This window comes from Flammeovirga sp. OC4, from assembly GCF_000812565.1.
GTDB lineage: Bacteria > Bacteroidota > Bacteroidia > Cytophagales > Flammeovirgaceae > Flammeovirga.
Genome location: NZ_JTAM01000071.1, coordinates 1 through 25,731 on the forward strand (window position 1 = coordinate 1; position 25,731 = coordinate 25,731).

The 25,731-nt window shown below is 36.2% G+C and carries 13 protein-coding genes; all 13 read left to right on the plus strand.

Annotated elements, in window-relative coordinates; translation table 11 throughout:
- On the plus strand, positions 1-370 hold a 370-nt coding region (locus PL77_RS24540), incomplete at its 5' end, for an alginate lyase family protein (RefSeq protein WP_044211329.1).
- 453 nt (positions 371-823) lie between these two features.
- Positions 824-2,518, plus strand: coding sequence for a BNR-4 repeat-containing protein (locus PL77_RS24545; RefSeq protein ID WP_052444696.1), 1,695 nt, complete (start codon positions 824-826; stop codon positions 2,516-2,518).
- An 81-nt stretch (positions 2,519-2,599) separates the two neighbouring features.
- Entirely contained in the window at positions 2,600-5,479 is a 2,880-nt protein-coding gene (locus PL77_RS24550) for a family 78 glycoside hydrolase catalytic domain (protein ID WP_156152524.1), read from the plus strand.
- Between the two features lie 24 nt (positions 5,480-5,503).
- Positions 5,504-8,962, plus strand: coding sequence for a glycosyl hydrolase (locus PL77_RS24555; protein ID WP_082026716.1), 3,459 nt, complete (start codon positions 5,504-5,506; stop codon positions 8,960-8,962).
- On the plus strand, positions 8,959-11,316 hold the full coding sequence (locus PL77_RS24560; RefSeq protein WP_044211335.1) for an alpha-L-rhamnosidase C-terminal domain-containing protein: 2,358 nt from the start codon (positions 8,959-8,961) through the stop codon (positions 11,314-11,316). The genes PL77_RS24555 and PL77_RS24560 overlap by 4 nt, the downstream gene beginning before the upstream one ends.
- Positions 11,317-11,374: 58 nt before the next feature.
- Positions 11,375-12,733 carry a BNR-4 repeat-containing protein gene (locus PL77_RS24565; RefSeq protein WP_044211337.1) on the plus strand — a complete coding sequence of 453 codons (1,359 nt, stop codon included), beginning with the start codon at positions 11,375-11,377 and terminating at the stop codon, positions 12,731-12,733.
- A gap of 274 nt (positions 12,734-13,007) precedes the next feature.
- Positions 13,008-13,802 carry a DUF1961 family protein gene (locus tag PL77_RS24570; protein WP_044211339.1) on the plus strand — a complete coding sequence of 265 codons (795 nt, stop codon included), beginning with the start codon at positions 13,008-13,010 and terminating at the stop codon, positions 13,800-13,802.
- Between the two features lie 64 nt (positions 13,803-13,866).
- Positions 13,867-16,428 (plus strand): hypothetical protein, encoded by a 2,562-nt coding sequence (locus tag PL77_RS24575; protein WP_044211341.1) that lies wholly within the window; start codon positions 13,867-13,869, stop codon positions 16,426-16,428.
- 66 nt (positions 16,429-16,494) lie between these two features.
- Positions 16,495-17,844, plus strand: a complete 1,350-nt coding sequence (locus tag PL77_RS24580; RefSeq protein WP_052444699.1) for a sulfatase — start codon at positions 16,495-16,497, stop codon at positions 17,842-17,844.
- Positions 17,845-18,199: 355 nt separating this feature from the next.
- Positions 18,200-20,191, plus strand: coding sequence for a transglutaminase-like domain-containing protein (locus PL77_RS24585; RefSeq protein WP_156152525.1), 1,992 nt, complete (start codon positions 18,200-18,202; stop codon positions 20,189-20,191).
- A 294-nt stretch (positions 20,192-20,485) separates the two neighbouring features.
- Positions 20,486-21,337, plus strand: a complete 852-nt coding sequence (locus PL77_RS24590) for a hypothetical protein (RefSeq protein WP_044211345.1) — start codon at positions 20,486-20,488, stop codon at positions 21,335-21,337.
- 152 nt (positions 21,338-21,489) lie between these two features.
- On the plus strand, positions 21,490-23,880 hold the full coding sequence (locus PL77_RS24595; RefSeq protein ID WP_044211348.1) for an alpha-L-rhamnosidase C-terminal domain-containing protein: 2,391 nt from the start codon (positions 21,490-21,492) through the stop codon (positions 23,878-23,880).
- 74 nt (positions 23,881-23,954) lie between these two features.
- A complete protein-coding gene (locus tag PL77_RS24600; protein ID WP_063769049.1) occupies positions 23,955-25,445 on the plus strand; it encodes an arylsulfatase in 1,491 nt (496 codons plus the stop codon).
- The last annotated feature ends 286 nt before the right edge of the window (positions 25,446-25,731 follow it).

Genomic DNA, 25,731 nt, shown 5'->3' on the forward strand with positions numbered 1-25,731 from the left:
TCAGCTTTTGGAGGAGAATAATTTATTGAGTAAGAATGATAAAGCAGTGGTAGATAAGTGGTTTTGTGATTATTACACTTGGTTAAAGGAAAGTGAGTTTGGCATTCGAGAGAGTACAAGACATAATAATCATGTAACTAATTATGACTATCAAATGATAGGGCTTATGATTTATCTCGGTAAACTTGATGAAGCGGAGGCTAAATTAGAAGAAGTGAAGACTTCACGTATAGCAACCCATATTGATGAAAACGGGGGACAACCTTTAGAGTTATCTCGAACAAAATCCGTGAATTATACCGTCAATAATCTATGGGCTTTCGCGAGAATTACAGATTTAGGACTCCGATTTACTAAAGTAGATTTATGAGAGTATCAAAGTGAAAATGGAGCGAGTTTAAAAAAGGCCTATGACTTTGTAATTCCTTATTTCAAGGGGGAATCCACTTGGAAGTGGAAACAAATCATTGGTGGAGGAGCAGAAAGTCAATTGGCAAATATGGCATTACCAATGTTCAAGCGAACAGAGTTGATGTTGGGTGTGAAAATATTACCCGATAGCTATAGTGGTTATGACAACTTTAAACCAAAGGATATTCTAGCATATTAAAGGGCTTAATACAGTCCTTTTTCCTTTAATTCTTCATTCTTACCACTTAATGAAAAAACATCTAGTGGTAATGGACGATAACACCATTATAAAGGACTATAATTTTCTTCTCACAAATTAGTTTTATGTCAAAACATTTGAAATAATAAACAACGGTACTCTACCGAAGAGTCACTTTTTAACGTGATTATATTAACATAAAACAAACTAGAAATGAAAATTACTTTTTACAGTTTATTGACCTTGCTACTATCTCTTTTTTTGGGGCTACAATTAAGTGCTCAAGTCACGAGAGAATTCGAAGTAAAAGTAACCGACCAAGGGCTTTACTTTGATGGAGATGAGAGAAAAACGGACTTGGAAAAAGACAATCCAGGTTTTGAATTTTATTTTGGCCGTCGTATTACACCCCACGGTGACTGTATCAAGAAATACGGAGACTTCTTATTTCTAACTTGGTACATGGGTGGTGAGGAAAATAAAAACGTAATGCTTTCTAGATTACATATCCCCACTCAAACTTTAGAAACCATAAAGTTTGATCACACCCATGTTGGTTTCAGGAATACTTATGAGCATATCGGTGATTCTCACAATACCATTGCAGTGGGTGTTTGTCCTTTGGATAGTACCGTACATTTGCTTTATGATATGCACTCGTATAGCAAAAATGATTTTCCTGATTCTTATTTCAATTATCAAGTTTCTCTAGAAGGAGCCGCACTTGCCCCAGTGGGATCATTCAATCGGGACTTATTCAGATCGAAACAAACCTATTTAAATGCATCATATAATTATTCTGATATCACTTACCCTAACTTCTTCCTAAATGATGATGATGAGTTATTTGTTTGGTTTAGAGAAGGTGGTAACAATAACGGTATGTATAAGTTTGCAAAATATACCGATGGTGTTTGGGGACCTTTTACAAACTTTAGTACACTCAATGCAAAAGGAAAAGGCAATCCTTATAATTGGGGTTTATATGGTGATTTAAAATACATCAATGGTAAACTTAGAGTGGGTTTCCTAAAAAGAATGAGTTACAATAATGATAAGTATGTATACAATAATGGATTTCACTATGGGTATACCAACGATCCTTCAGGAGAGACAGAGTGGTATAACTATAAAGGAGAGTCGTTCTCTATTCCATTGGTAAGTCCAGAGAAATTATTTTTCTACGAACCGGGTGATGTGGTGACACAAGGAGGAGCAAATTCTGTTCGCATATCTTCTGGAGTAAACTTTACAGTAACAGATAATGAATCAGTTCATTTCATTACCAATAGCATTAGGAGTGAAGTAGATAATCAGAAAAAGAATGTACACGCTTATAAAAAAGCAGGTGATGATGATTTCACGATTACAACTGATTTTCCTGGAGGAGACCTCTATGCTGTAGATGGAGATATAGTTTATTTGATCAGTATGAAAAATAATAAGCCTTATATCTTAAAAGCTGAAGGAGGAACGAATGATTGGGAAGAGTTGTACACTGCTACGGACGGCATTAATATGTTGCATTCAAATATCCTGATACAGGATGGGCAGTTATTTGTGTATGCGATGGAAAGAGGTGTGAATGGCGATGCAAGACCGATTTACATTCAAGGTTATGATTTAGGAATAGAAATTACACCCGAGGAGCCAGAGACAGATCCTGATCCAGAAGACGATATTATCAGTTCAACTTCAGTTGAAAAAGCACCATTTAAATGCTATGGAACAAATGGGCAGATAAAACTCTCTGAGATGTCATCGAGAAATGAAATTGTGGTTTACAACCTTTCTGGTGTAGTAGTCTACAGTGGAGTTGTCAATTCAACAACCCTTACTATTCCATTACATTCAGGATTATACATTGTAAACGTATCGGGGTATACAAAGAAGGTGTTTGTAAAATAGTTAAACATCTGAACTAGAGTTTCGCGCACCATAGTTAAAACTATGGGCAGGTGATATAGCAACCTGATCAAGACTAAAGTCTTGAAGGTTGATAACGAAAACATCACTTTAGTGTTGTTGGAGTTGGTGTCACCTGCCCATGACTTCAGTCATGGTGCACGTTATCTACAAGATTTTTGTGCTCCTAAAACATTTCCCCTCTCCAAAATGAATTATTTACTACACATCTTTCTTCTTCAATTCCTCATTTCAATTGGAATAACGGTACAAGCTTCAGAAAATTTGTTGCCTGCACCCGTAGCTTTAACCAATGCAGAAGGGTTTGTCAATCCTTTGGGGTTTTATGATGACACTCCTTCTTTCTCATGGAAAATTCCTCCATCAAGCAATACTAAAAAGCAAAAAGCCTATACCATTGTCGTCGCTTCAAAGCCGGAGTTATTACCTGATAAAGCAGACCTATGGACATCAGGAAAAGTGGATTCAGATCAGTCTATTGATATCAGTTATGGAGGGGAAGCACTAAAATCAAGACAAAAGATTTACTGGCAGGTGAGGTATTGGAATGAAGACGATTATTCTTCTGATTGGAGTGAAGTAGCAACAGTAGAAATGGGTTTGTTGTCGAATCAAGATTGGAAAGCAGAGTGGATAAAAATACCAGATCCAAAAGAGTGGGAAAGAACAGAATATGGTACACCACTTTTCAGACCACAGTATTTGAGAAAAGAATTTGAGGTCAATGCTGAAATTAAAAAAGCTCGTTTATATATCACTGCCAAAGGGATTTTTGAAGCCAATATTAATGGTGAAAAAGTAGGCAACGATGTTTTGACTCCTGGATGGACGCCTTATGCTAAAAGAATTGAAACCATCACTTACGACATCAAAGAATACCTTCAAGAGGGAGAAAATGCAATCGGAATTACCCTAGCAGAAGGATGGTTTGCAGGACGCTTTGGACCGAAACGCCGTTGGGATACCGTTAATGTGGCACCTTCGGTTATTTGCCAATTAGAAATTGAAGATCAAAACGGAAAAAAGCAATGGATTGTCAGCGATCAGCATTGGAAAGCCTCAAGACAAGGTCCTTTGCGTATTTCGGGGTTGTACGATGGAGAAGTATTTGATGCTAATTTTGTAATACCCGGTTGGAATCAACCCAATTTTGATGATGCAGAATGGGAGAAGGTGACAACTGAAAGCATTGATCCCAATATTGAATTATCACCTAAAAAACATTTACCAATTCGTAATAAAATGGAGTTACATCCAATCAGTATGACTCCAATGGTAAAGAATAAAGTGCTCTTTGATTTTGGACAGAACATGGTGGGGGTGGTTCAACTTAAAATCCCAGTTAAGAAAGGAGATTATATTCAATTGAGACATGGAGAAATGTTGGATCAAGAGGGTGAATTATTTACTAAAAACTTAGGGTCTGCCAAAGCCATTGATCATTATATCGCAAAAGAAAATGATACTATTTGCTGGCGACCCAAATTTACTTTTCACGGATTTAGATATGTGGAAATAAGCGGTTTTGATGAGGAGTTTTATCCTGAAGAAAGCTGGGTAAAAGGGATCGTGCAATATTCTGATTTTGAGATGTCAGGCACTTTTTACTCTTCAAATAACAAACTAAATCAACTGCATAGCAATATACAATGGGGTCTAAAAGGTAACTTTTTTGATATTCCTTTGGATTGTCCACAAAGAAGTGAACGCTTGGGTTGGACAGGTGACGCACAAGTTTTTATCCCTACCTCTTTATTTTTATCAAATACCCATGCCTTTTGGTCAGCCTGGCTTTCAAGTATGCGGGAAGAACAGTTTGATAATGGAGGCGTTCCGGTAGTGGTTCCCAATTTCACGGGCGATTTTGCACAAGCAGGATGGTCAGATGCTTGTACCATCGTTCCATGGGAACTTTATTATAGAACAGGTGATACCAAGGTGCTGAAAGAAAATTATGAAATGATGCAGAAGTGGTGTGCTTATCATACATCAGAATCCACCGATCACATTAGTCATATGTCTACGGTTGGCGATTGGTTACAACCGTATTCCCAACAAAAAGATGACCGAAGAGGAGACACACCGAATACATTAATTTCCACAGCTTATTATGCTTACTCCGTCAAATTAACCATGCAGACTGCGGGTGTATTAGGATTAGAAAAAGATAGGTTGAAATACAAAAAGTTATTGGATGCTATTTCAGTAGCCTTTGAAAGAGAATATTTTAATGTCAATGGAGAAATCAAATCACCTTACACCCCTACGCAAACAGGCTATCTTTTAGCCTTAGGTTTTGATATTTTATCTGAAGAAATGACCCGTAAAGCCATTGAACATTTAGTGGAATTACTGAAAAGTACAGACAATCATCTTCGCACAGGCTTTATCGGAACGCCATTACTGGCTTACGTTTTAGATCAATCGGACAATACGGAATTACTCTACGAAATCTTATTTAAAGAAACTTATCCTTCATGGTTTTACTCCATCAATCAAGGTGCAACAACGATGTGGGAACGATGGGACGGTTACACACATGACAAAGGATTTGCAAATCGAGCCTTATCTTTCAATCATTATGCTTATGGAGCAATCGGTCAGTGGATGTATGAACGAATCGCGGGAATAGCACCATTGGAAGCAGGCTACAAAAAGATATTATTTGCACCTACCTTCAATGATCAACTTACAGAAGCAAAAGGGGAGTATGATTCACGTTACGGGAAAATCACCTCATCATGGAAATATATAGGTGATGATATTTCTTATGAAATCACAATCCCTCCCAATACCACGGCAAAGTTAGTACTCCCTAAAAAGGGAAAACGCTCATCTCGACTGATTATTAACGGAGATAAAGTAAAAGCTACTTTGCTTAATGATCAATTGATTTTGGATGATTTAAGTAGCGGAGACTATACCATCTTATGGAAGAACTGAAGACGAACAAATAACTAATTTGAAATGAAAAGAACGTATTACTATCTGTTATTAATGGCTTTGTTCTACACCTCAAGCCATGCACAGAACTCGAATGATCTATTGTTAGAAAAGGAGTTTAAAGATCCAATTGCTGAGTATAAACCTATTACATGGATGCATGTGATGAGTGGAAATATGAGTAAAGTAGGATTAACTAAAGATTTAGAATCTATAGCCAATGTTGGTATAGGAGGTGTAATTTTATTTAATGTAACTCATAATATCCCTAATGGGCCAATCGATTTTAATTCTCCTGAACATATAGAAATGACAGCACATGCAGCTGCGGAGTGTGAACGATTGGGCCTTAGTTTTGGAATCCATAATTGCGATGGTTGGACCTCAAGTGGTGGCCCTTGGGTTCCCGTTGAGCATTCAATGAAACAAGTGGTATACAGAACTATGCAATCAAGTGGTGGTGAGGTAGATGTGTTTTTACCTGAACCTTCTCGATGTAAAGGTTACTATGAAGAGATAGCTGTTTTAGCATATCCCGCACTTAAATCAGAGATTTTAGATGCGAGCATTCAACCGGAAATAACGGCCTCTAATAATGACTTTGATATTAATATTGCCACAAATGGAAAACTAGACGAACGGACAGAATTGACCGTAAAACCAGGTCAGAAAGGTTGGATTCAATGGGATTTTGGGCAAGAACAAACCATTCGATCTTTTTTGCTTAAATCCGAAAACCAACGTACCAAAATTGTAGGATTGATGCTCAAAGAAGGAGAGCAACCAAGAAAAGCTAGATTCTATTTGGAAACCTCTGAAGATGGAGTGGAATTTAAGAAGGTGAAAGATTTAAAAATATTGCGTCACGGAAAATATGAATACACCATTGATGCTAGTTTCGAAGCGGTTACTGCTCGCTATTTTCGTTTTGTAACTGACCTTGCTTTAGATATAGAGGAAGTGAATTTGAGTGCAACTTATCGTTTTAATAATATGACTTCTCGAACGAGTATTCATAGAGCCAATAATGGAGGTTTACCTAAGTTGCAACATCCCGGAGATGAATTTTTGATCAAGAAAAACGAGATCATCAACCTCACTCACCAAGTAAACAATCAAGGTAAACTGAAGACAAAACTCCCAAAAGGAAATTGGACGATAATGAGAATCGGTTATACGACAACTAAAGCCGTAAATGACCCAGCATCTTTAGTAGGAACGGGGTTTGAAGTTGATAAATTCAGTCGTGAATCATTCAAACTGTTTTATGATGGATATGTCAGAAAAGTCATCGATGCTTCGAAAATTAAAAACTCAGATGCCTTACAATATGTTGAAATTGATAGTTATGAAGTGGGAAGTCAAAATTGGACAAAAGGGTATGACAAGTTATTCAAAGCTGAATTGGGATATAATATTCTAGATTTTCTTCCATTATATGCGGGTAGGTTTGTTGATGATGCGGAAACCACTGAACGAGTTCTTTGGGACATTCGTAATTTTAATAGCCAATTAATTACGGAAAATTACTTTGATTACTTTTCTGAGTTATGCCATCAAGATGGATTAAAAAGTTATGTAGAACCTTATGGGAACGCAGGTTTTAATACCTTAGATGCCGCTCGAAAAGCAGATATTCCGATGGGAGAATTTCATGCAGGGGGTAAATTAATGACTGCTCAAGCCATCTCAGCCGGGCATATTTACGGTAAAAATGTTATATCTGCGGAGGCTTTTACTTCTGGTCCCGGCGAAAGCTTTAAGGGGCATCCGGGTGGTTGGAAATTGACAGGAGATATTGCTTGGGCACAAGGTATCAACGAAATATGTTTTCATCGTTTTACTCATCAACCTAATACAAAAGTGGTTCCTGGTATGACCATGAGTGGTTTTGGTTCCAATATCGACCGTACTCAAACATGGTGGAATAATGCCGGTAAAGCATGGTTCCAGTACATTACCAGAGGGCAATATTTACTGCGAAAGGGAGTACCTGTTGCAGATATTTTAGCCTTTGTTGGAGATGGTTCTCCCAATACGACGGTATCAAGAAAGGGCATGAAAAATCTTCCTAATACTATCAATTATGATTGTATTAATAATGATGTTCTTCACAATAGGGTCACAGTGAAAAATGGGAAGTTAGTTCTCCCAGAGGGAGGTCAATATCATGCACTTTATTTAAATAATTGCCGAGAAATACATCTTTCTACTTTAAAAAGATTGGCTGAAATATCTAGTCAAGGAGTGGTTATTATTGGCAATAAGCCAACTGAAATTGGAGGATACTCAGCTTCTATCCAACAAGAAAAAGAATTTGATGCATTAGTAAAAGAAATTTGGACAAAGGAAACGACCATTACGAACGTAGATTGGGAGGAGATTTATCAGAAATATAATATTCCAATTGATCTAAAAATCAAAGATGGACAAGACATCAACTACGCTCACCGAAAGACAACAAAAGAAGATATTTATTTCTTTTATAATCCAAAAAACATAACACAGACTTTCGAGTGTACATTTAATATCAAAGACAAAATTCCCGAATGGTTTGACCCTATGACAGGAAACGTGACTCAATTTGGGGCGTTTGAAAATAGAAAAGACAAAACTAAAGTAGCGGTAACACTCCCGGCAGAAGGTTCAGGATTTGTAGTCTTTAGAAAATCATCTATTGGAATTATTTCCGTAAAAGTCTCAGAAGCATTGTCTCAACCTGATTTAGTTTTTTCTTTGAACAATGAAAAAGAGCTTACAGTTGAAGCATCAAAAATAGGTAACTACAAGGTGAAACTGAAAGATGATTCAGAGGTCAATTTTAATGTCAATTCGATAAACAGACCTATCCCAATTAATGGCAATTGGAATGTTACTTTTTCTCAAATAAAACAAGGTTCAAAAAAGCTTACTTTTCAACAGCTTATTGATTGGACCGATCATGAAGAAGAAGGAATAAAATACTATTCAGGTACAGCTCAATATGAAGTAGAATTTGATATTGCTAAAAATCAATGGACTGAAGGTCAGAAATATGTATTAGACCTGGGGAGGGTTCATGAAATAGTAAAAGTAGTTTTGAATGATGAAGATTTAGGAGTTTTATGGAAGGCACCTTTTACCATCGATATCAGTAAAGCCCTAAAAAAAGGAAAGAATAAACTACGACTCGAAGTTACAAACCAATGGACCAATCGCTTAATTGGAGACGAAAACTATCCCAATCTAACCGGCTATGATTTACGCCCTCAAATCAATCGTCCATTGCCGGCAAGAGATCCACAAATGAGCCTAATTAACCAGTACAAAATGGTGGATTGGTATGTGCGAAATGAGTCTGCCCCTTTGGGAGAACGTTCGACTTTTGTGACTTACCCTTTTTATGACAAGGGAGATCAATTATTACCTGCAGGTTTGATTGGACCTGTTGTGATTAATACAGTAAAGGAGATTCATATTAATATAAACAATAAAAAGCAATGATAATATCAAACAAACAATACCTACTTTTTTGTATTCTCTTTTTGATTCATTCCATAAATGCATTCAGTCAAAATAGTCAATGGGAAGGTGCAAAATGGTTATGGCAAGAAGACGAAGGACCGGCAAATACATGGGTAGCTTTTCGGAAAAATTTTGATATAAAAGATATACCCTCCGATGCCAATATCAAAATAGCAGTTGATACTAAATACTGGCTTTGGGTAAATGGAGAAATGATATTATTTGAAGGAGGTTTGGCAAGAGGAGCAGGACCAAATACCAATTATTTTGATATTGTAGATTTATCAGAATATTTAAAGGAAGGCAAAAACACCATTGCCGTTTTAGTATGGTATTGGGGAAGAACTCGTAAAGTACATGATGACAGTGGTAAGGGAGGGTTGCTAGTTCATGCCGATTGGGGTTTGAAAACGAATAATACCTGGAAGATGAAAAAGCATCCTGCTTACGATCCCAAAAGCGGAGGAGGCGGAAAAAATCCCAATCGTGTCAATGCTTATAATGTATACTTTGATGCTCGAAAAGCTTTGGGAGATTGGACTGAAAAAGCATGGTATACTCAAAACTATGATGATAGCGATTGGACAACACCTCACACCAAAGGGAATGCAAATGATGCTCCTTGGGGAGAATTGGTTGAAAGGAGTATTCCACAGTGGAATGATAGAGGTTTGACAGAATATACTTCACTTTTTATTGGTGAAAATGAAGTCAAACTACCTTATAAAAATCAATCAGATTCTGTACAGATTATAATGGCTCAACTTCCTTTCAATAAACAAATTACGCCATACATAAAATTGAAAAGTAAAGAAGGAAAAGTTATTGAGATCAAAACAGATAATCCATTTAACCTCCTTAAAGCAAAATATACCACAACAAATGGGGAGCAATCTTTTGAGGATTATTCTTGGATTAATGGGCATATAGTGACTTATAAAATTCCTTCAGAAGTAGAAGTGTTAGAATTGAAATACCGTTGGACAGGTTTGGGTGAAATGACAGGTACTTTTGAAACCAACGACTCATTTTACACCCGTCTTTGGTGGATGGCACGCAATACACTGTACATATGTGCAAGAGATGGTTATATGGATTGCCCCGATAGAGAAAGAGGTCTTTGGATTGGTGATGTGGCAGATCAGACAGGAGCCATATTTTACACCATGGATGAGGCAGGTAGAAAGTTGTTGAAGAAAGCAATAGACAATACGGTCGCTTATGCTGATGGTGATACTATTCAAGGTTTGGCACCCGGGTTTGGAGCCTATAGAGGGAAAAGTAGCGAATTAGCATGTCAAAGTTTACAATACATCGATCAGGTCGTGTGGCAATATTATTACAATACTGGAGATAAAGCCACTTTAGCCAATGCTTACCCTGGTATCTTAAGATATTTAGGCTTATGGAAAATGGGTGAAGATGGTTTACCCATGCACCGAAAAGGATATGCAAACTGGGTAGATTGGGGAGAAGATCCCGATCCCGTTCCAATGAATGTTGTATGGTATTATAATGCTTTGAAGGCAGGAAAGAGAATGGCATTAGTGCTAGGTGAAGAGCAAGATCTGGTGTGGTATGATCAACGTATACAAAGTATAAAAGCCAACTTCGAAGGTAAATATTGGAGAGGAACACATTATGGTTCTAAAGGAAAACCAAGAGAAGAAAGAACCACATCAATGGCAGTCATCAGTGGGTTGGCAAATCCAAAAAATCTTGATATAATGGTGGATAGCACTTTATTCCCAATTCAAAAAGCAAGCCCTCATATGGAATGGCTTGCAGAGGAGGCCTTGATGAAAACAGGACATTTCAATAAAGGACTATTGAGAATGAAACAACGATATGAAGACCAAGTAAATCAAGAAGGATTGACCACACTGTATGAAAAATTCAACCCTAAAAGAAGAGGAACATATAATCATGCATGGAATGCTCCTAACTACGTTTTGTCAAGGTATATAGCAGGGATTAAAGCTACTGATGTAGCGTGGGCAAGTTATGAAGTGAAACCTAATTTGGCCCATTTTAATAAAGTAAAACAACTTGTACCTTCTGTAAAAGGTGATATAGAGTTAGAAGTGACTTCAAACGGAAATAATTATGAAATGAAGCTAGTTTCGCCAGCAAATACAACGGCCAAAGTGTACATTCCTAATACTGATCAGTCTATTTCTGAATTGAAGATTAATGGTAAAGTAGTTTGGAAGAACGGAAAGTACAGAAGTAAAGTAAAAGGAATCCAATGGGTAGAAAACGAAAAAACGGATCTTACTTTTTTAGTAGAAGAGGGGCATTGGTTTTTTAAAGCTGTTAAAAATGAGATGTAGTAGGTTAGAAAAAATCAGCTACTTTATTTCATTCAATTGAAGTTAAAATTATCAACACATGAAATACCTTTTTTCAATCGCACTACTGATGTTGAGTGTAGGACTAATATCAAACCAAACCGCAGAAGAAAAGGTCAACTACTTTTCTAATAATGCCTTTGGAAATCCTGTAACCGGAAAAGCAGGAGAATATTATAATGGAGTCACTTATGTCGCCTATCAAGGAGAAAAAGAAGATCCTTATGTAGTAGCATATGATCATAAAAAGGACAAGTGGAGAGGTCCCTATAAAGCAGGAACAAGTTTGCTAGGGAAGACACCGGGTAGGAAAATCGATAATCATGGTAAACCTACTTTAGTGGTGGATGGAGAGGGTTACATTCATATTGTTTTTGGAGGTCATGGTGGAACGAGAGACTTGGGAGAAAACAAGTTAGGTAATTATCATGATGGAAAACAAATTCATGTAAAGTCTAAAAGACCAATGGACATTAGCGAGTGGGAAGAGGTGGAAAATATTACTCCTTTTGGTACATACAGTCAGTTTATGAAATTGGATAATGGTGATATTTACTTATTCTTCCGACATGGAGCCCACCGAAGTAATTGGGTGTATCAAGTATCAAAAGACAACTGCCGAACTTTCTCTCCAAAAGTATCTTTTCTTAAAACCAAACCATCAAATGAGGTAAATGATTGGGATTCTTGGTATGTCAATCTTCAAAAGGGAGAAGGCAATGATATTCTCCTGTCTTATAATTATCACTTTTGCAAAAGCGTTAAAAAAGGACATGATGGGGAAAGACATCACTGTTATTATATGAAATTTGATACGGATACAAAGCAATTTTTTAATGTCAAAGGAGAGGCTTTAACGTTACCGATAACAAAAGAATATGCTGATCAAAAGACATTGGCGATCAACACAGGCGATCAATGGAATCATATTGGAAGATCTGATCTTAATGATGAAGGGTATCCACATATTTCTTGGTATGAGGGAGCACATGGTGGAAAAAGACATGGAGGTCCAAAACAATTGATGCATTATCAATGGACAGGTGATGAGTGGGTTGGTGGAGAAACCAATGTGCCGAATAAAGCGAGAGGTGAACTTGTCGCTAAATCAAAAAATGAGGTCAGTTATTTATTAGAAGATAACGAAAATAAGCTAGGAAATGTAGCGTGGTGGGAGAGTCATGATGGTGGAGCCGAGTTCAAGAAAAGTAAAGTTTTACTGGAAGAAAAAGGTGGGAAATTGCTAATGTCTCATTTTATCAGAAATGCACATCCTGATGCGAAAGTTATCGTCACTCAAAATATCAAAGGTACTGCTTATTCTAAAGTCTACCTTTTGGGAGAGAACGGACCAATCAAGCGAAAGCAATCGGAAGCAGATGTATTGCAATTAAATTAACTTCTTTCATCACTATGGGACGTCGCAAACCTATTATTGTGATAAAAAGTCACTATGTTTCAAGTGTTAAGCGTTAGCGTCACTTGGAACTATTTATTGGCGAAGTCTCCCGACTTCGAATAATAAATAACACACTTTCATTCATTTCGAAGTCGGGAGACTTCGCCAATGTATCATCACAAGTGACGCCTGCCGGCTTAACACTTGCGATATAAAAATGAAAAAAATGATTTTAAGACAGCCCTTAGTGATGAATTTAAAATAGAAATATTTCATGATACCTATCAAACATATCTTCACTCTTCTTTTATCTTTGACCTTCCTTTATTGTTCAGGTCAGAAAACAAATCAAAAATTCGATGACCTCAATAAATCAAAGCAATGGGATTTGGTATTTAAGGATAATTGCAAGAAAGATTGGACCCAAAAATGGACATTGGACGGTCAAATTGCCACTGTAGAAAATACGAATGAAGGAATGCATTTTTCGGCAGGGCCAGAAGCTAAAAACGATGCTCATCATGCAGTGTTATGGACAAAGGAGTCCTTTGAAGGAGACATTAAAATAGAGTACGATTACACTCGAACAGATACAGCCAACAAGTACGTGACAATACTTTATATTCAGGCCACAGGTGACGGTGAAGATCAGTTTGTAAAAGATATTTCGGAATGGGAAAAGTTTAGAGAAGTACCTGCCATGAGAAAGTACTTTGAAAATATGAACCTTTTGCACATTAGCTATGCTGCTTTTGGAAACGATGGAAGTGGGTTTTATTATGTGAGGTCTCGTCGCTATCCTAAACCTAAAAATAAAGGGTTTAATACCATCCGCATTGATCCTTCTTATGATTATAAAGGCTTTATGAAAACAGGACAGAAATATCATGTTGTAGCCATAAAATCAGGAAGTCAATTGTACTTTAAAATTACAAGTGAAGAAGGAGAAGAAGAACTATTCACTTGGGATTTATCAGGTTTCGATCCGATCACAGAAGGTAGAATAGGATTAAGACATATGTATACTCGCTCTGCGATTTATAAGAATTTTAAAATCTATACTAACTAAAGAGCATGTTTGAATCCCCTTTTATTGCTCATTAGGCTAACAATTGGACGATTATACCTTAATTATGGATCGACTAAAATCAATTTTTCTTGTTCTTTATGATGTGATAAATTCCAATGAAGAAATGAATTATAAAACTAAAAAATATCATAACTACCGTTTAGGAAGAATATTTTTCCTAACACTTCTTTTTTTTATTCCCTTAATCAAAAGCCAAGCTCAATCTCTGCAACATCCTATCATTTGGATTACAGAAGATGAGAAACAGGAGATTTATGATAAAATCGAAAAACATTGGTGGGCAAAAGAACTATTGGATCAGACCTATGCAACAGTCGATAAAAAAATAGAATTACATAAAGCGGCTCCAAGTTTTTTGATTGGCAAAATACCATTACTTGCCAAAGATGATAATATACCAGAGTTAAAAGTTAGAACTGTACAACAGCATGGTCAAATCACTGGTCTTGCTGCTCATGCTTCATTGATTTATTATCTGACAGGTAAAGATGAATATGCACAGTTTGCCGCAGATATCATCTGGCATTATGGTTCCGAATTATCGACAAGAAAAGGGCAAAATACCTCTATTTGTGGTTACCCATTTTACGATGCAAGAACCTCTTATGGACAGATTGCGATCGCCTATGATTTTATATATAATTGGTTGAAAGAATCGGAAAGAAAAGTGTATTCCCTCTCCCAAAAAAAATATGTAGAGTATGATAATATGGTGATGCAAAAAGCCATATTGAATATGACAGATAATATCTTACAGGAATATGGACGGCCAGATCAGCACGGTAAATTCATTTCTAACCATCCTGTTCTAACCGCACCAGGAGCATTATTCCTGATATTATGTGTTGAAGATGACAAAGAAAGAGAGCACCTCTTTGATGTGTTTTGGGAGAAAGGAACAGCACATCAAAATTCATTTAAAAACACCATCTTACCGATGTTTGGTGAACAAGGTATATGGCCCGAGTCGACGAGTTACAGTTTTATGGGAAATATCACCATGATTCTCAATGTCATAGATCGTATCAAGCCAGAAATGAACGTCTACAAGGATTATACACATATTTTAGATGGGAATTTCTTGTTCGATAATCTCCGTTATCCTGACCGAAGATTTGTTTCTTATGGCGATTCACATCGGAAGAATGATGGAACAGATCAGCTTTATCGCTATACACTCAACCTTGCTCAAAGAAGAGGCATAAAAGAATATGAACAACGTGCTCAAGTGGCATTAAGGCAAAAGTATAATGCTGTAGGAGGTTATAAGCCAAAAGTTAGAGTGAATGCTTTCGGAAATTATGGAGCGTTCACCAAACTTTTGTGGGGGAGTGATATTCCAGAAGTGATAGAAGGTGAGATTAATTTTCAAAAACCGACTGTTGTGATCAAGCATGCAGGGGTGGCCTTACAAAGAAATTATGTCGAAAAAGATAATGTACAGTATGGATTGTGTGGTGTGATTGGAGGTGCACATTATGTACATTCACACGTAACCGGAATTTCCATGGAACTCTATGGAGAAGGTTATGTGATGGCTCCACAAGCAGGTTTGCCTACAAGTGTGGCACAACGTAGAATACCACTTCACGAACACTACTTTAGGTTATATGCAGGTAACAATACTGTTGTGGTCAATGGATCTTCCCATGGAATGGATGAAGGGTCATGGAAAGGCAGGGCAAATGTCTGGCAAAATACCACTCAGAATATTGCATCAGAACCTTTACATTTAGAAAATCCAATCGCTGAAAACTTTAGCTTTGCGACTCAACACCTTGATGATAAAGTCAACAATGCAGTACAAGAACGTACCTTAAGCACCATTCGAACAAGTCCCACAACTGCTTATTATTTCGATATGTTTAGGTCGAAATCATTAGTAGAAAATAAATTCCATGATTACATCTATCATAATATCGGTGATAAAATGACATTGCTGGATGAGGAAGGGAAGAAACTAAAAACCAAATCAACCGACAAATACAACAATGATATCGGTGATCTAGTACATTCACCGGGGTGGCGTTATTTTGAAGAAACAAAGTCATCTAAATCAACAGATCAAGCAGTTACAGTAAGATACGACTTGAATGTCGGAAAAAAATACATGCATCAATTCTTGCCTTCAGGTGTTGGGCGAGAATATACCACTGCATTGGCTCCCCCAAGCCGAGATATTAACGAAGCATATCTAGATAAGAAAACGAAAGTGTTGGTCGTACGACAAGACGGAGAAGCATGGGATCGACCTTTTATTTCGATTTATGAGCCTAGTGCCTCTAAAATATCAAGTATTCGTAAAGTAGAACCAATAAAAGATGAAGAAATAATAGTAGGAGCCAAAGTAATTTCTGAAGTGAATGGAAATACAATCACCGACTATATAATATGTACTGATCATTCAAATTTTAAATACAAAAATGCTGATCTAGACCTTCAATTTAATGGTCGATTTGGGATCGTAAGAGTTACAAAAAATAGCAATGGACAGAATGAAACAGCACTCTACATTGGAGAAGGTCAAAGTCTATCCTTTGGAAGCTTCAAACTAAATACGGACGAAAAGAAGAAAGCATTCAAAATTTTCAAATCCCCCCTGTAGGGGCAAACCTATGTGTTTGCCCACAAATACATTAATACAAATCAAATTTTTCAACACAAACAATATATGAAATCTCTATTTATAAAAGGACTATTACTAATAGCCTTACTAACGACACTCTTTGGATGTAACAAATCGAGTGTGCAAAACAAACAAGATTTTTCGACGAAAGAAGAACCCTTACCAAACATCGTCTTTATTCTCTCCGATGATCAAGCCTATAATGACTACAGTTTTATGGGGCACGAACATATCAAAACGCCCAACATCGATAAAATGGCGAGTGAGGGATTAACCTTCCAAAGAGGGTATGTTACAGCCTCATTGTGTAGCCCATCTTTGGCTTCTATTATTACAGGTTTGTATCCACGCCAAAACAATATTTTAGGAAATGATTGGGTATATGAAAGAGTGAAAGGGGACAGAGCTGCAAGCCGTAAAAAACGTAGTGAAGCTTATGCCCACGTGATTGAAGATTTCAAGAAACAACAAACGTTGCCTGACATGTTAAAACAAAAAGGCTATTTATCGTTTCAAACAGGAAAGTGGTGGCATGGCAGTTACAAAGAGGGTGGATTTGACTACGGAATGACGCATGGCAATCCTGAAAAAGGAGGAAGACATGGTGATTACGGATTAAGAATTGGTCGTCATGGAATGGATACCTTGAATTCTTACATCGACTTTGCAGTAGAAGAAAAGAAACCATTTTTCCTATGGTATGCCCCATTTATGCCCCATCAACCACATACACCACCCGACAGTTTATTCCAGAAATATGTTGATGTTGCACCAACGGAACATGTAGCCAAATACTGGGCAATGTGCGAGTGGTTTGACATTACTATTGGTCAGTTAAATGATAAGATTGAGGAAAAAGGCTTAATGGAAAATACATTGTTTGTTTATGTGTGTGACAATGGATGGATCCAAAATAAAAACAGATCAACTTATGAGCGAAACTCCAAAAGGTCACCTTACGATTTTGGTATGAGAACACCAATCTTCTATAAATGGAAAGGGAAGATCTCACCAAAAATGGATAAAACAACTTTAACAAGTTCATTAGATATGGTGCCAACGGTGCTTAGTTTGGTAGGTATTGATAAGCCAAAAGATTTGCACGGTGTGAATGTTTTAGACAAGAAGGCATTACAAGAAAGAAAAGCAGTTTTCGGAGAAATATACGCTCACGATTTTACGACGGTAGATGAAAGTAAGTATTACGAAATTGTCTATACCAATCCTTATAAACTGATCATTCCTGACCCAGTAAGAAAAGCAGACGAAGAAGTACAACTTTATGATCTTTTCCAAGATCCTGAAGAGCAAAATAATTTAGCAAAGAGCAAACCAGATGTTGTAGCATCGTTGAAAGAGAGGATCAATGAAGAGTGGAAAGAAGTAGGGTTGTAATCGTTTTCTTTAATTTATAATATAACACTGAACTTTACTTGTCTTTACTGATCAAGTAGAGTTCCTTTTCATTTGTGTACTATTTATTAGGACAGAAGTTATAGTACTTTTTTAATGAAGAATGTAGAGTTACGGTTCGTAAAATGGTTTTTTGTGGTGGTTCTTAAGCCACAAGGCATTGAAGCTGTACATAACGACACCTTTTCAATTTTGTAGTTCATTAAATTGGAATGGTTCCCACTGTAGAGACACAATGTCTTTCGTCTCACGAACTACAACACGAGCCACTTTTTTCTACGTCCAACATGCTAATTATTTTTTTCCTAGTACCTATTCAAAAATTAAATATTGCTTTATGAGAGGCTATTGTGAAAACATAATAATTGTATTACTGATGATGGCATTGATACAGTTAACTTCTTGTGAAAATGCTGTTTATCCTAATAAAGTGGAGGCTAGTCTATCAATCATTGGAAAAAATGAAGCTGAATTGAGAAAAGTATTACGTTATTATCGAAATGATTCAATGAAGTTAATGGCGGCTTATTATCTCATCGAAAATTGTAAAAGGCATCAATATATTGAAAACCATTCTGTACATGATTCTGTTTTTTTTGCAATGGAAAAGTTCTTGGAGACTAAACCCAAAAAGCGGGATAGAACTGAGTTTTTTAGAAATCAGATGAAAACGATTTCGTTAGAAGAAAGGAACAAATACAAGGTTAAAAAGATAAGGTTTGATATTGAAAATGTGACATCCGAATTTTTGATTGACAATATTGATGTCGCTTATGAAGCACATGAAAGATTACCTTCAAAATATCAAGTGGAAGACTCTATATTTCAGTCTTTTGTGCTCCCTTATAAATCATCAAATGAAGCACCTGAATTAGGGTTAAGGCGTGCTTTGTACCAACAGTATAATTGGTTTTATGATGTATTGTATAAGAATGGAATATCAATAGCTCTCCATCAACTACATGATTCATTAAAGGTAATAGTTGGGCTAGAAATTGCTTACCCTGGCACACCTTCAATCTATCAACTCAATAAAGTAAAGCAAGGTGTTTGTACTCAGATGGTCGATTTGGAAGTTAATATATTGCGAAGCTTGGGGATTGCGGCATGTAAAGATTATGTACCTCAGTGGGGAAATCATCATAAGTTGGGACATGCATGGATTATGGTCTTTTTAGGTAATGAATCATTTGCAATCGATGTCGAGACTTGGGAGGTATTGAATGATATTTATAAAGAAGCGGCCTTGCCAAAGGTGTATCGGATATCATTTCAATCTAAAACAGGTAATGAAGATGACCTGAAAAGGGGAATTGATGTTACAGCCCTTTATAAGGGACAAAATGAATTTACTTTAAGTTTGGATAAAGGAAGCTTAGTAAGCAAGGTCGGTGTTTTCAAAACAGGAGGGGCTTTGAATCCGATATCAAGACCGTATGTTGTTGATAACAAAACCGTGATGACTTTTACTAATTTTGGAAATGATCAGATTTACGGTTTGATGGAATACAGTGATCAAAAAATATCAAAGAAAGTATTTTATCTTGACACCTTATCGAAGGTTCATCTTTTAAAAGCAAATTATGCTCAACGAATTTCTACTACTATTACGCGTAAGTATCCTTTTATTTCACCAAGAAAATTAGATAAGAAAAGATGGAAAGATTCACTAATTGGTAGTCAAATTCTAGTTGCTAATAAAAAGGATCTATCTGATCAGAAATTATTGATTACCATCAATGAGTTAAAAAGCACGAAGCCATTATTAATAGATTTAGAAAAGGTTAAAAAGTACAAGTATTATATTTTTAGAAGTCCAAAAGATAAGGAAATAGAAATAGCAGAGGTACATTTAGTAGATAAAAGAGGAGAAATGATTAAACCTTTGCTCACCACTTTTTGGATTAAGGGAAAGAAAAGAAAAAAGCTTAGATTTTCAGAAAGAATGTTTGACAAAAAGCCTCTTACATTTTTCAAGAATAAAAATTTTGATGTCATAATTGAGGTGAAAGACCATCAGTCGGTTAGTGGTTTTTTGGTTCAGTCTCGTAATGATGATAATGATATCCGAATAGGAGATATTTATGACTTACTTTTTTGGGACAATGGTTGGCATTCTATGGGACAACAAAAGGCTGAAAGCTATGAATTGATTTACAAAAACGTTCCAACAGAAACGGCTTATTGGTTGAAAAATATTTCAAGAGGACAAGAAGAATATGTTTTTTTATTGGATAGCCAAGGAAATCAATATTGGCCTTGCAGTTCTCGTTTTAAGGGAGATTTCAAACGTTTTGCCCGTAAAGTGTATCTCTGGGATGCTATTTAGACTAGAACTTTACTTGATATAAACGATCAGGTTAAGTTCTTTTTTACATCAATTCATCATCTGTTACAAAAGTGATTCAAGTTTGAGATAGTATAATGCCTAATTTTCCCTTTTACAATCCGTTATTGATCAATTTGTATTATTCTACCACTATTTCAGATTATTCGATTGGATTATCAATCTATATTTAAACCAACAAGTAAGCTTCAATCAAGTGCATTGAAAATAGTATCATTATTCACTGTTAGGCGTAAGCCTAAAAAATATGATGCTAAATAATGATTAATAATTGATATGATAAGTAAACGTTACATTACCTTAGGTATTTTATTCCTAACCTCTTTTTTTAGCTACTCTCAAACAGACAGCTCTTCAAAATTTCCTTCTTCAAATAATGTAATGATAGAAGTTAACTTTAATCCATTTGGTGATAATGGAGTTTTTAGCTTTGATAATGTGAAAACAAAGTATTGGATAAATAATAAAACGGCACTTAGACTTGGATTGCAGTTTGATTATAAAAAAAATTCTACAACAGAAGATGATTATAAACCTAATGAAGAAAATAAACCAACTATTTCTGAAAAATCATTCTTAGTTGGGTTCAAACCAGGTATTGAATTTAGAATTCTTCAAAATACGAGGGTTTCATCTTATTGGGGAGTTGAATTTTCATATGTAAATAAATCAACAAGTTCGGAATATGTGGATTACTATAGAGATATTTATAGTGATAAAGAAGAGTATAATACTGTTGAAACAAAATTAGATGGTGCATGGAGAAGTGTTTCTCTTCAAGAATTTGACTCTGTTAACGAATGGGGTGGGTTATCGCAACGTACTTATAGTTCAACAAATTATACTGGTGAACGGGCCTTTTCTTCTTATGGCTTAAACCTAATTTTAGGTACAGACTTTTTTATAATTCGTCATCTATATCTAGGGTTTGAAATTGGATTAGGTTATGAAGTGACAAACTACAAGGAAATTGATCTTGAAATAATTGATAATCGTAAATATAACCCGCTTTTTCCTTATCTACCACCAAGGGATATTGAAGATATAAAAATAACAAACCCGTCAAGTACATCAACTGATTTTGGATTTTATTTCAATAATGCTATTCGACTAGGTTTCTATTTTTAGATAGAAATAATACTTACATACAGTAATAAAAATATTTTCCGAAGGGAAATACGATAAGTTCGAGCTTTAAAGACATTTAAGAACAACTATAAAACGATAAAAAGAGATACACTCTGAATATCTCTACAAGAATCTGAAAAGTATAAACTAACATGAAAAAATTATTACAAAAAACATTAACATTAAGTGTGTTTTTACTCTTAATGTCGCTTTACAGTCATGCAACTGCTCCAATTGATTGGGGAAAAGCACAATGGATTTGGCAAGAAGAAGACAGTCCATCAAATACATGGATGTGTTTTAGAAAAACGGTTGAACTAGAAAATGTACCAAAATTAGTCGATGCTCATATCTCTGTTGATAGCAAATTTTGGTTATGGGTGAATGGTGAGATGGTAATGTTTGAAGGCGGGCTTTCAAGAGGTCCGAGCCAAGCTGGAGAATGGAATCGTAAGGAGAAAATAACACCTGCTAATTCATGGTATGAGACGGTAAACATTCAACCTTACCTTAAGAAAGGAAAAAATACGATTGCATTATTAGTGTGGTATTGGGGAAGAGAAACACACAAAGGAACCCACATTGATAGTGAAAAAGGAGGACTACTTTTTCATTCACAAGTAGGGCAACAAACTGTAGTATCGGACAAATCATGGAAAGTGCGACAACACCCTGCTTATGACAATACCATTGCACCTGCAAGTAAAAACTTAACACAATTTAGTGTGCAATTTGATGCTCAAAAGGCATTGAATGATTGGACTTCAAAAGCTTGGTATACAGCTGGTTTTAATGATAAGAAATGGAGTGAGGCTTCCGAGAAAGGTAAATTAGGAACGGCTCCATGGTACATTGTAGAGCCTAATATGGTTCCTCACTTAATCAATCATGGTTTAGTAGACTATGAAAATGCTGACCTTAAATTACCGTTTGTAAGTGATGGGAAAATGTTGAAATGTAAACTGCCCTTCAATAAACAAATTACGCCTTACTTTGAGGTTGAAGCGAAGTCAGCCGGTGATACTATTTTTATTACAACGGATAATCATCTCAACAAGATGACCGCTACTTATATCACTAAAAAAGGGAAACAAACTTTTGAAGGTTTTTCATGGATGAATGGTCATGAGATAAGATATACTTTCCCTAAAGGCATAAAAGTGACCGCTTTAAAATACCGGTGGATGAGTGTAGGAGAAATGGTGGGTACTTTTGAAGTAGATGATCCTTTTTACAGCCGTTTATGGGAGATGGGAAATAATACATTGTTTGTTTGTGCCCGCGATAATTTTATGGATTGTCCTGATAGAGAAAGAGCATTGTGGATTGGTGATGTGGCGGATCAAACAGGTTATTTATTCTATTCGATGGACAATGCAGGGCGTCAGTTGTTGAAAAAGGCAATATTACAGACCATGATGTTTAGTCAAGATGGTGTGATCGGTGCCTTAGGTCCGCTGAGAGTAAGAGAATTAGTATCTCAAAGTTTACAGTTTATTTCAGGATCAATATGGCCTTATTATTTGAATACTGGAGATCAAGAAACATTAGAAAAAGTATATCCTTATGTATATGCTTACTTGGATTTATTTCCAATGAAAGAAAATGGTTTGCCTGAATATAGAAGAGGAAAAAGTCCTGACTCTTGGGATTGGTTGGATTGGGGTGTTGCCAACACGATTGATAAGCAACCTATTCAAATGGCTTTTTACTATTTAGCTCTGACAGAAGCGAAAAAAATGGCGGAAGTAGTAGGAGCAAAAGAACATATTGGATGGTATCAAAAGCGTATTGATGCTATGAAAGTAGCTTATGATAAGGCGTTTTGGAAAGATGGTTTTTACAGTACTGATGTAAAGAAATTTAAAGATGATAGAGCCAATGCCATTGCTATAGTTTCTGGAATTGCCAATCCAGCGTATTATGATCAAATTGTAGATAATGTATTGATTCCGAACCGTTTTTCAAGTCCACATTTTGAATGGATTGCAGAGGAAGCGATGTGTATTGCAGGAAGACATGAAGCATCATTACAAAGAATGAAGGAGCAATACCAAAGTCAGGTGGACCGAAAAGGGATGACGACTTTGTATGAGAAATTTCCGAAAGGAGGAAGTTACAATCACGCTTGGAATGCTCCGAATACAGTGCTTTCGAAATACATTGCGGGTATTCGTCCTACTGCCGTTGCGTGGAGTGAATATGAAATCATGCCAACGCTATTACACCTAAAAGAGTTAGAAGAAAAAGTGCCAACGGTGAAGGGAAATATTGAATTCCAAATCAAAAAATCAAGTAAAGGTTATCAGTTAAATCTTCTTTCTCCAAAAGAAACTAACGCCTTTGTGGGAATTCCTAAAGACGGAAAAGCTATTCAAACAGTGACTGTTAATGGCAAAGAAGTTTGGAGCAATGGAAAGTTTAAGAATCAGTTACAAGCAATATCTTTTATAGAGGAATCTGATACTTTTTTGAAGTTTAAAATTGCTGAAGGAGAGTATTCTATTCAAGCTATTTACGGTAAAGAATTACCTAACAGATAGATATTTTAAGAGATCATCATTAGTCTATCTTGAAGGCTAATGGTGATTATTTTTTTATGATAAAGTAATTATAGATGATGAAAAGAAATACAATAGACTACCTTATATTTTCAGTTCTTTTCACTCTTTTGGGGATGAGTTGTAGTACTCAAAAGACTGGGCAAAAAGCGGAGGTAACTACTACAAAACCTAATATTATTTACATTTTAGCAGATGATTTAGGATATGGAGATTTAAGTCTGACAGGACAAACGAAGTTCAAGACACCGAATATCGATCGATTGGCTAAAGATGGAATGTTCTTTACACAGCATTACTCTGGCTCAACGGTTTGTGCACCTTCTCGTTCCACTTTGATGACTGGATTGCATACGGGCCATACCTATATCAGAGGCAACCGAGAAAGAAGACCCGAAGGGCAATTTCCATTGGAGGCATCAACCGTTACAGTCGCAAAGGTTTTAAAATCTGCAGGGTATGTAACAGGAGCATTTGGAAAATGGGGATTAGGTTATCCTGGTTCAGAAGGCGACCCTAATAATCAGGGCTTTGATGAATTTTATGGTTATAACTGTCAAAGACTAGGACACAATTATTATCCTTATCATTTATGGGAAAATCAGTCGAAAGTACAATTGGCAGGAAATGCAGGGAAGAAAACAGAGGCCTATGCTCCAGATTTGATTCATGATAAATCAATGGAATTTATAGAAAATAATAAGGATACCACTTTCTTTATGTATTACCCGTCTATTATTCCTCATGCAGAATTATTGGTGCCAGATAGCCTTCTTCAAAAATACAGCGGACAACTTTTACCTGAAAAGGAATACAAAGGTGTAGATGAAGGAAGAGCGTATAAAAAAGGGGGATATGGTTCTCAGAAAGAATCACATGCAGCCTTTGCTGCCATGGTTTATTTGTTGGATAAGCAGGTGGGGGAAATAAGATCAAAGCTAGAAGAATTGGGAATAGCAGAAAACACGATCATTATTTTTAGTTCTGATAATGGCCCTCATAAAGAAGGAGGTGCAGACCCCGATTATTTTAATAGTAATGCCGCTTTTAGAGGATACAAACGCAACTTAACGGAGGGAGGAATTCGCCTACCAATGATTGCGTATTGGCCGAATAAAATTAAATCCCATTCAACATCAGATCATATTTCTGCTTTTTGGGATTTTATGCCTACTGCTTGTGAAATCGCTGGGGTCAATCCTCCCAATCAAATTGATGGAATCTCTTTCTTACCCGAATTGTTAGGGAAGTCTCAGCCACAACATGATTTCTTGTATTGGGAATTCCCAGCAAGAGGAGGAAAACAGGCCGTTAGAGTACGTAATTGGAAAGGAATAAGATTGAATATGTCGAAAAATCCTGAAGCTTCTATTGCTCTTTATGATGTAACGGTTGATCCAGGAGAAAAGAATAATGTTGCGGACCAAAACCCTGAGGTTGTGAAGGAAATCGTTGAGATCATGAAAAGAGAACACACTTATTCAGAGGTATTTAGTTTTGATTACGAAAAGGGGTCTTCTGAAAAAGCATCTCTACCCATACATTAAGAAATGCAATCTAGTCTAAGTTTTCGTTAATTTATAGTATTTAGAAACTGGGAGGTTTCTGATGATCTGTAGGATACGAATGACGCTATCACTTACCATTCACGCCAGTGGACTTTCCACTCTTTTGACTTCCTTGCTTTGTTTCTTTGTTAAGACAAAATTAAGAAGAAGTAGAACATAAAAAGCTTGTAGAAATTTTAATTGATAGTTAACGATAACTTAGTTTTACACTATTTTTTCACACTCAATTTTGATGAGTATTCAGTAGTTACACTCGTAAGGATGT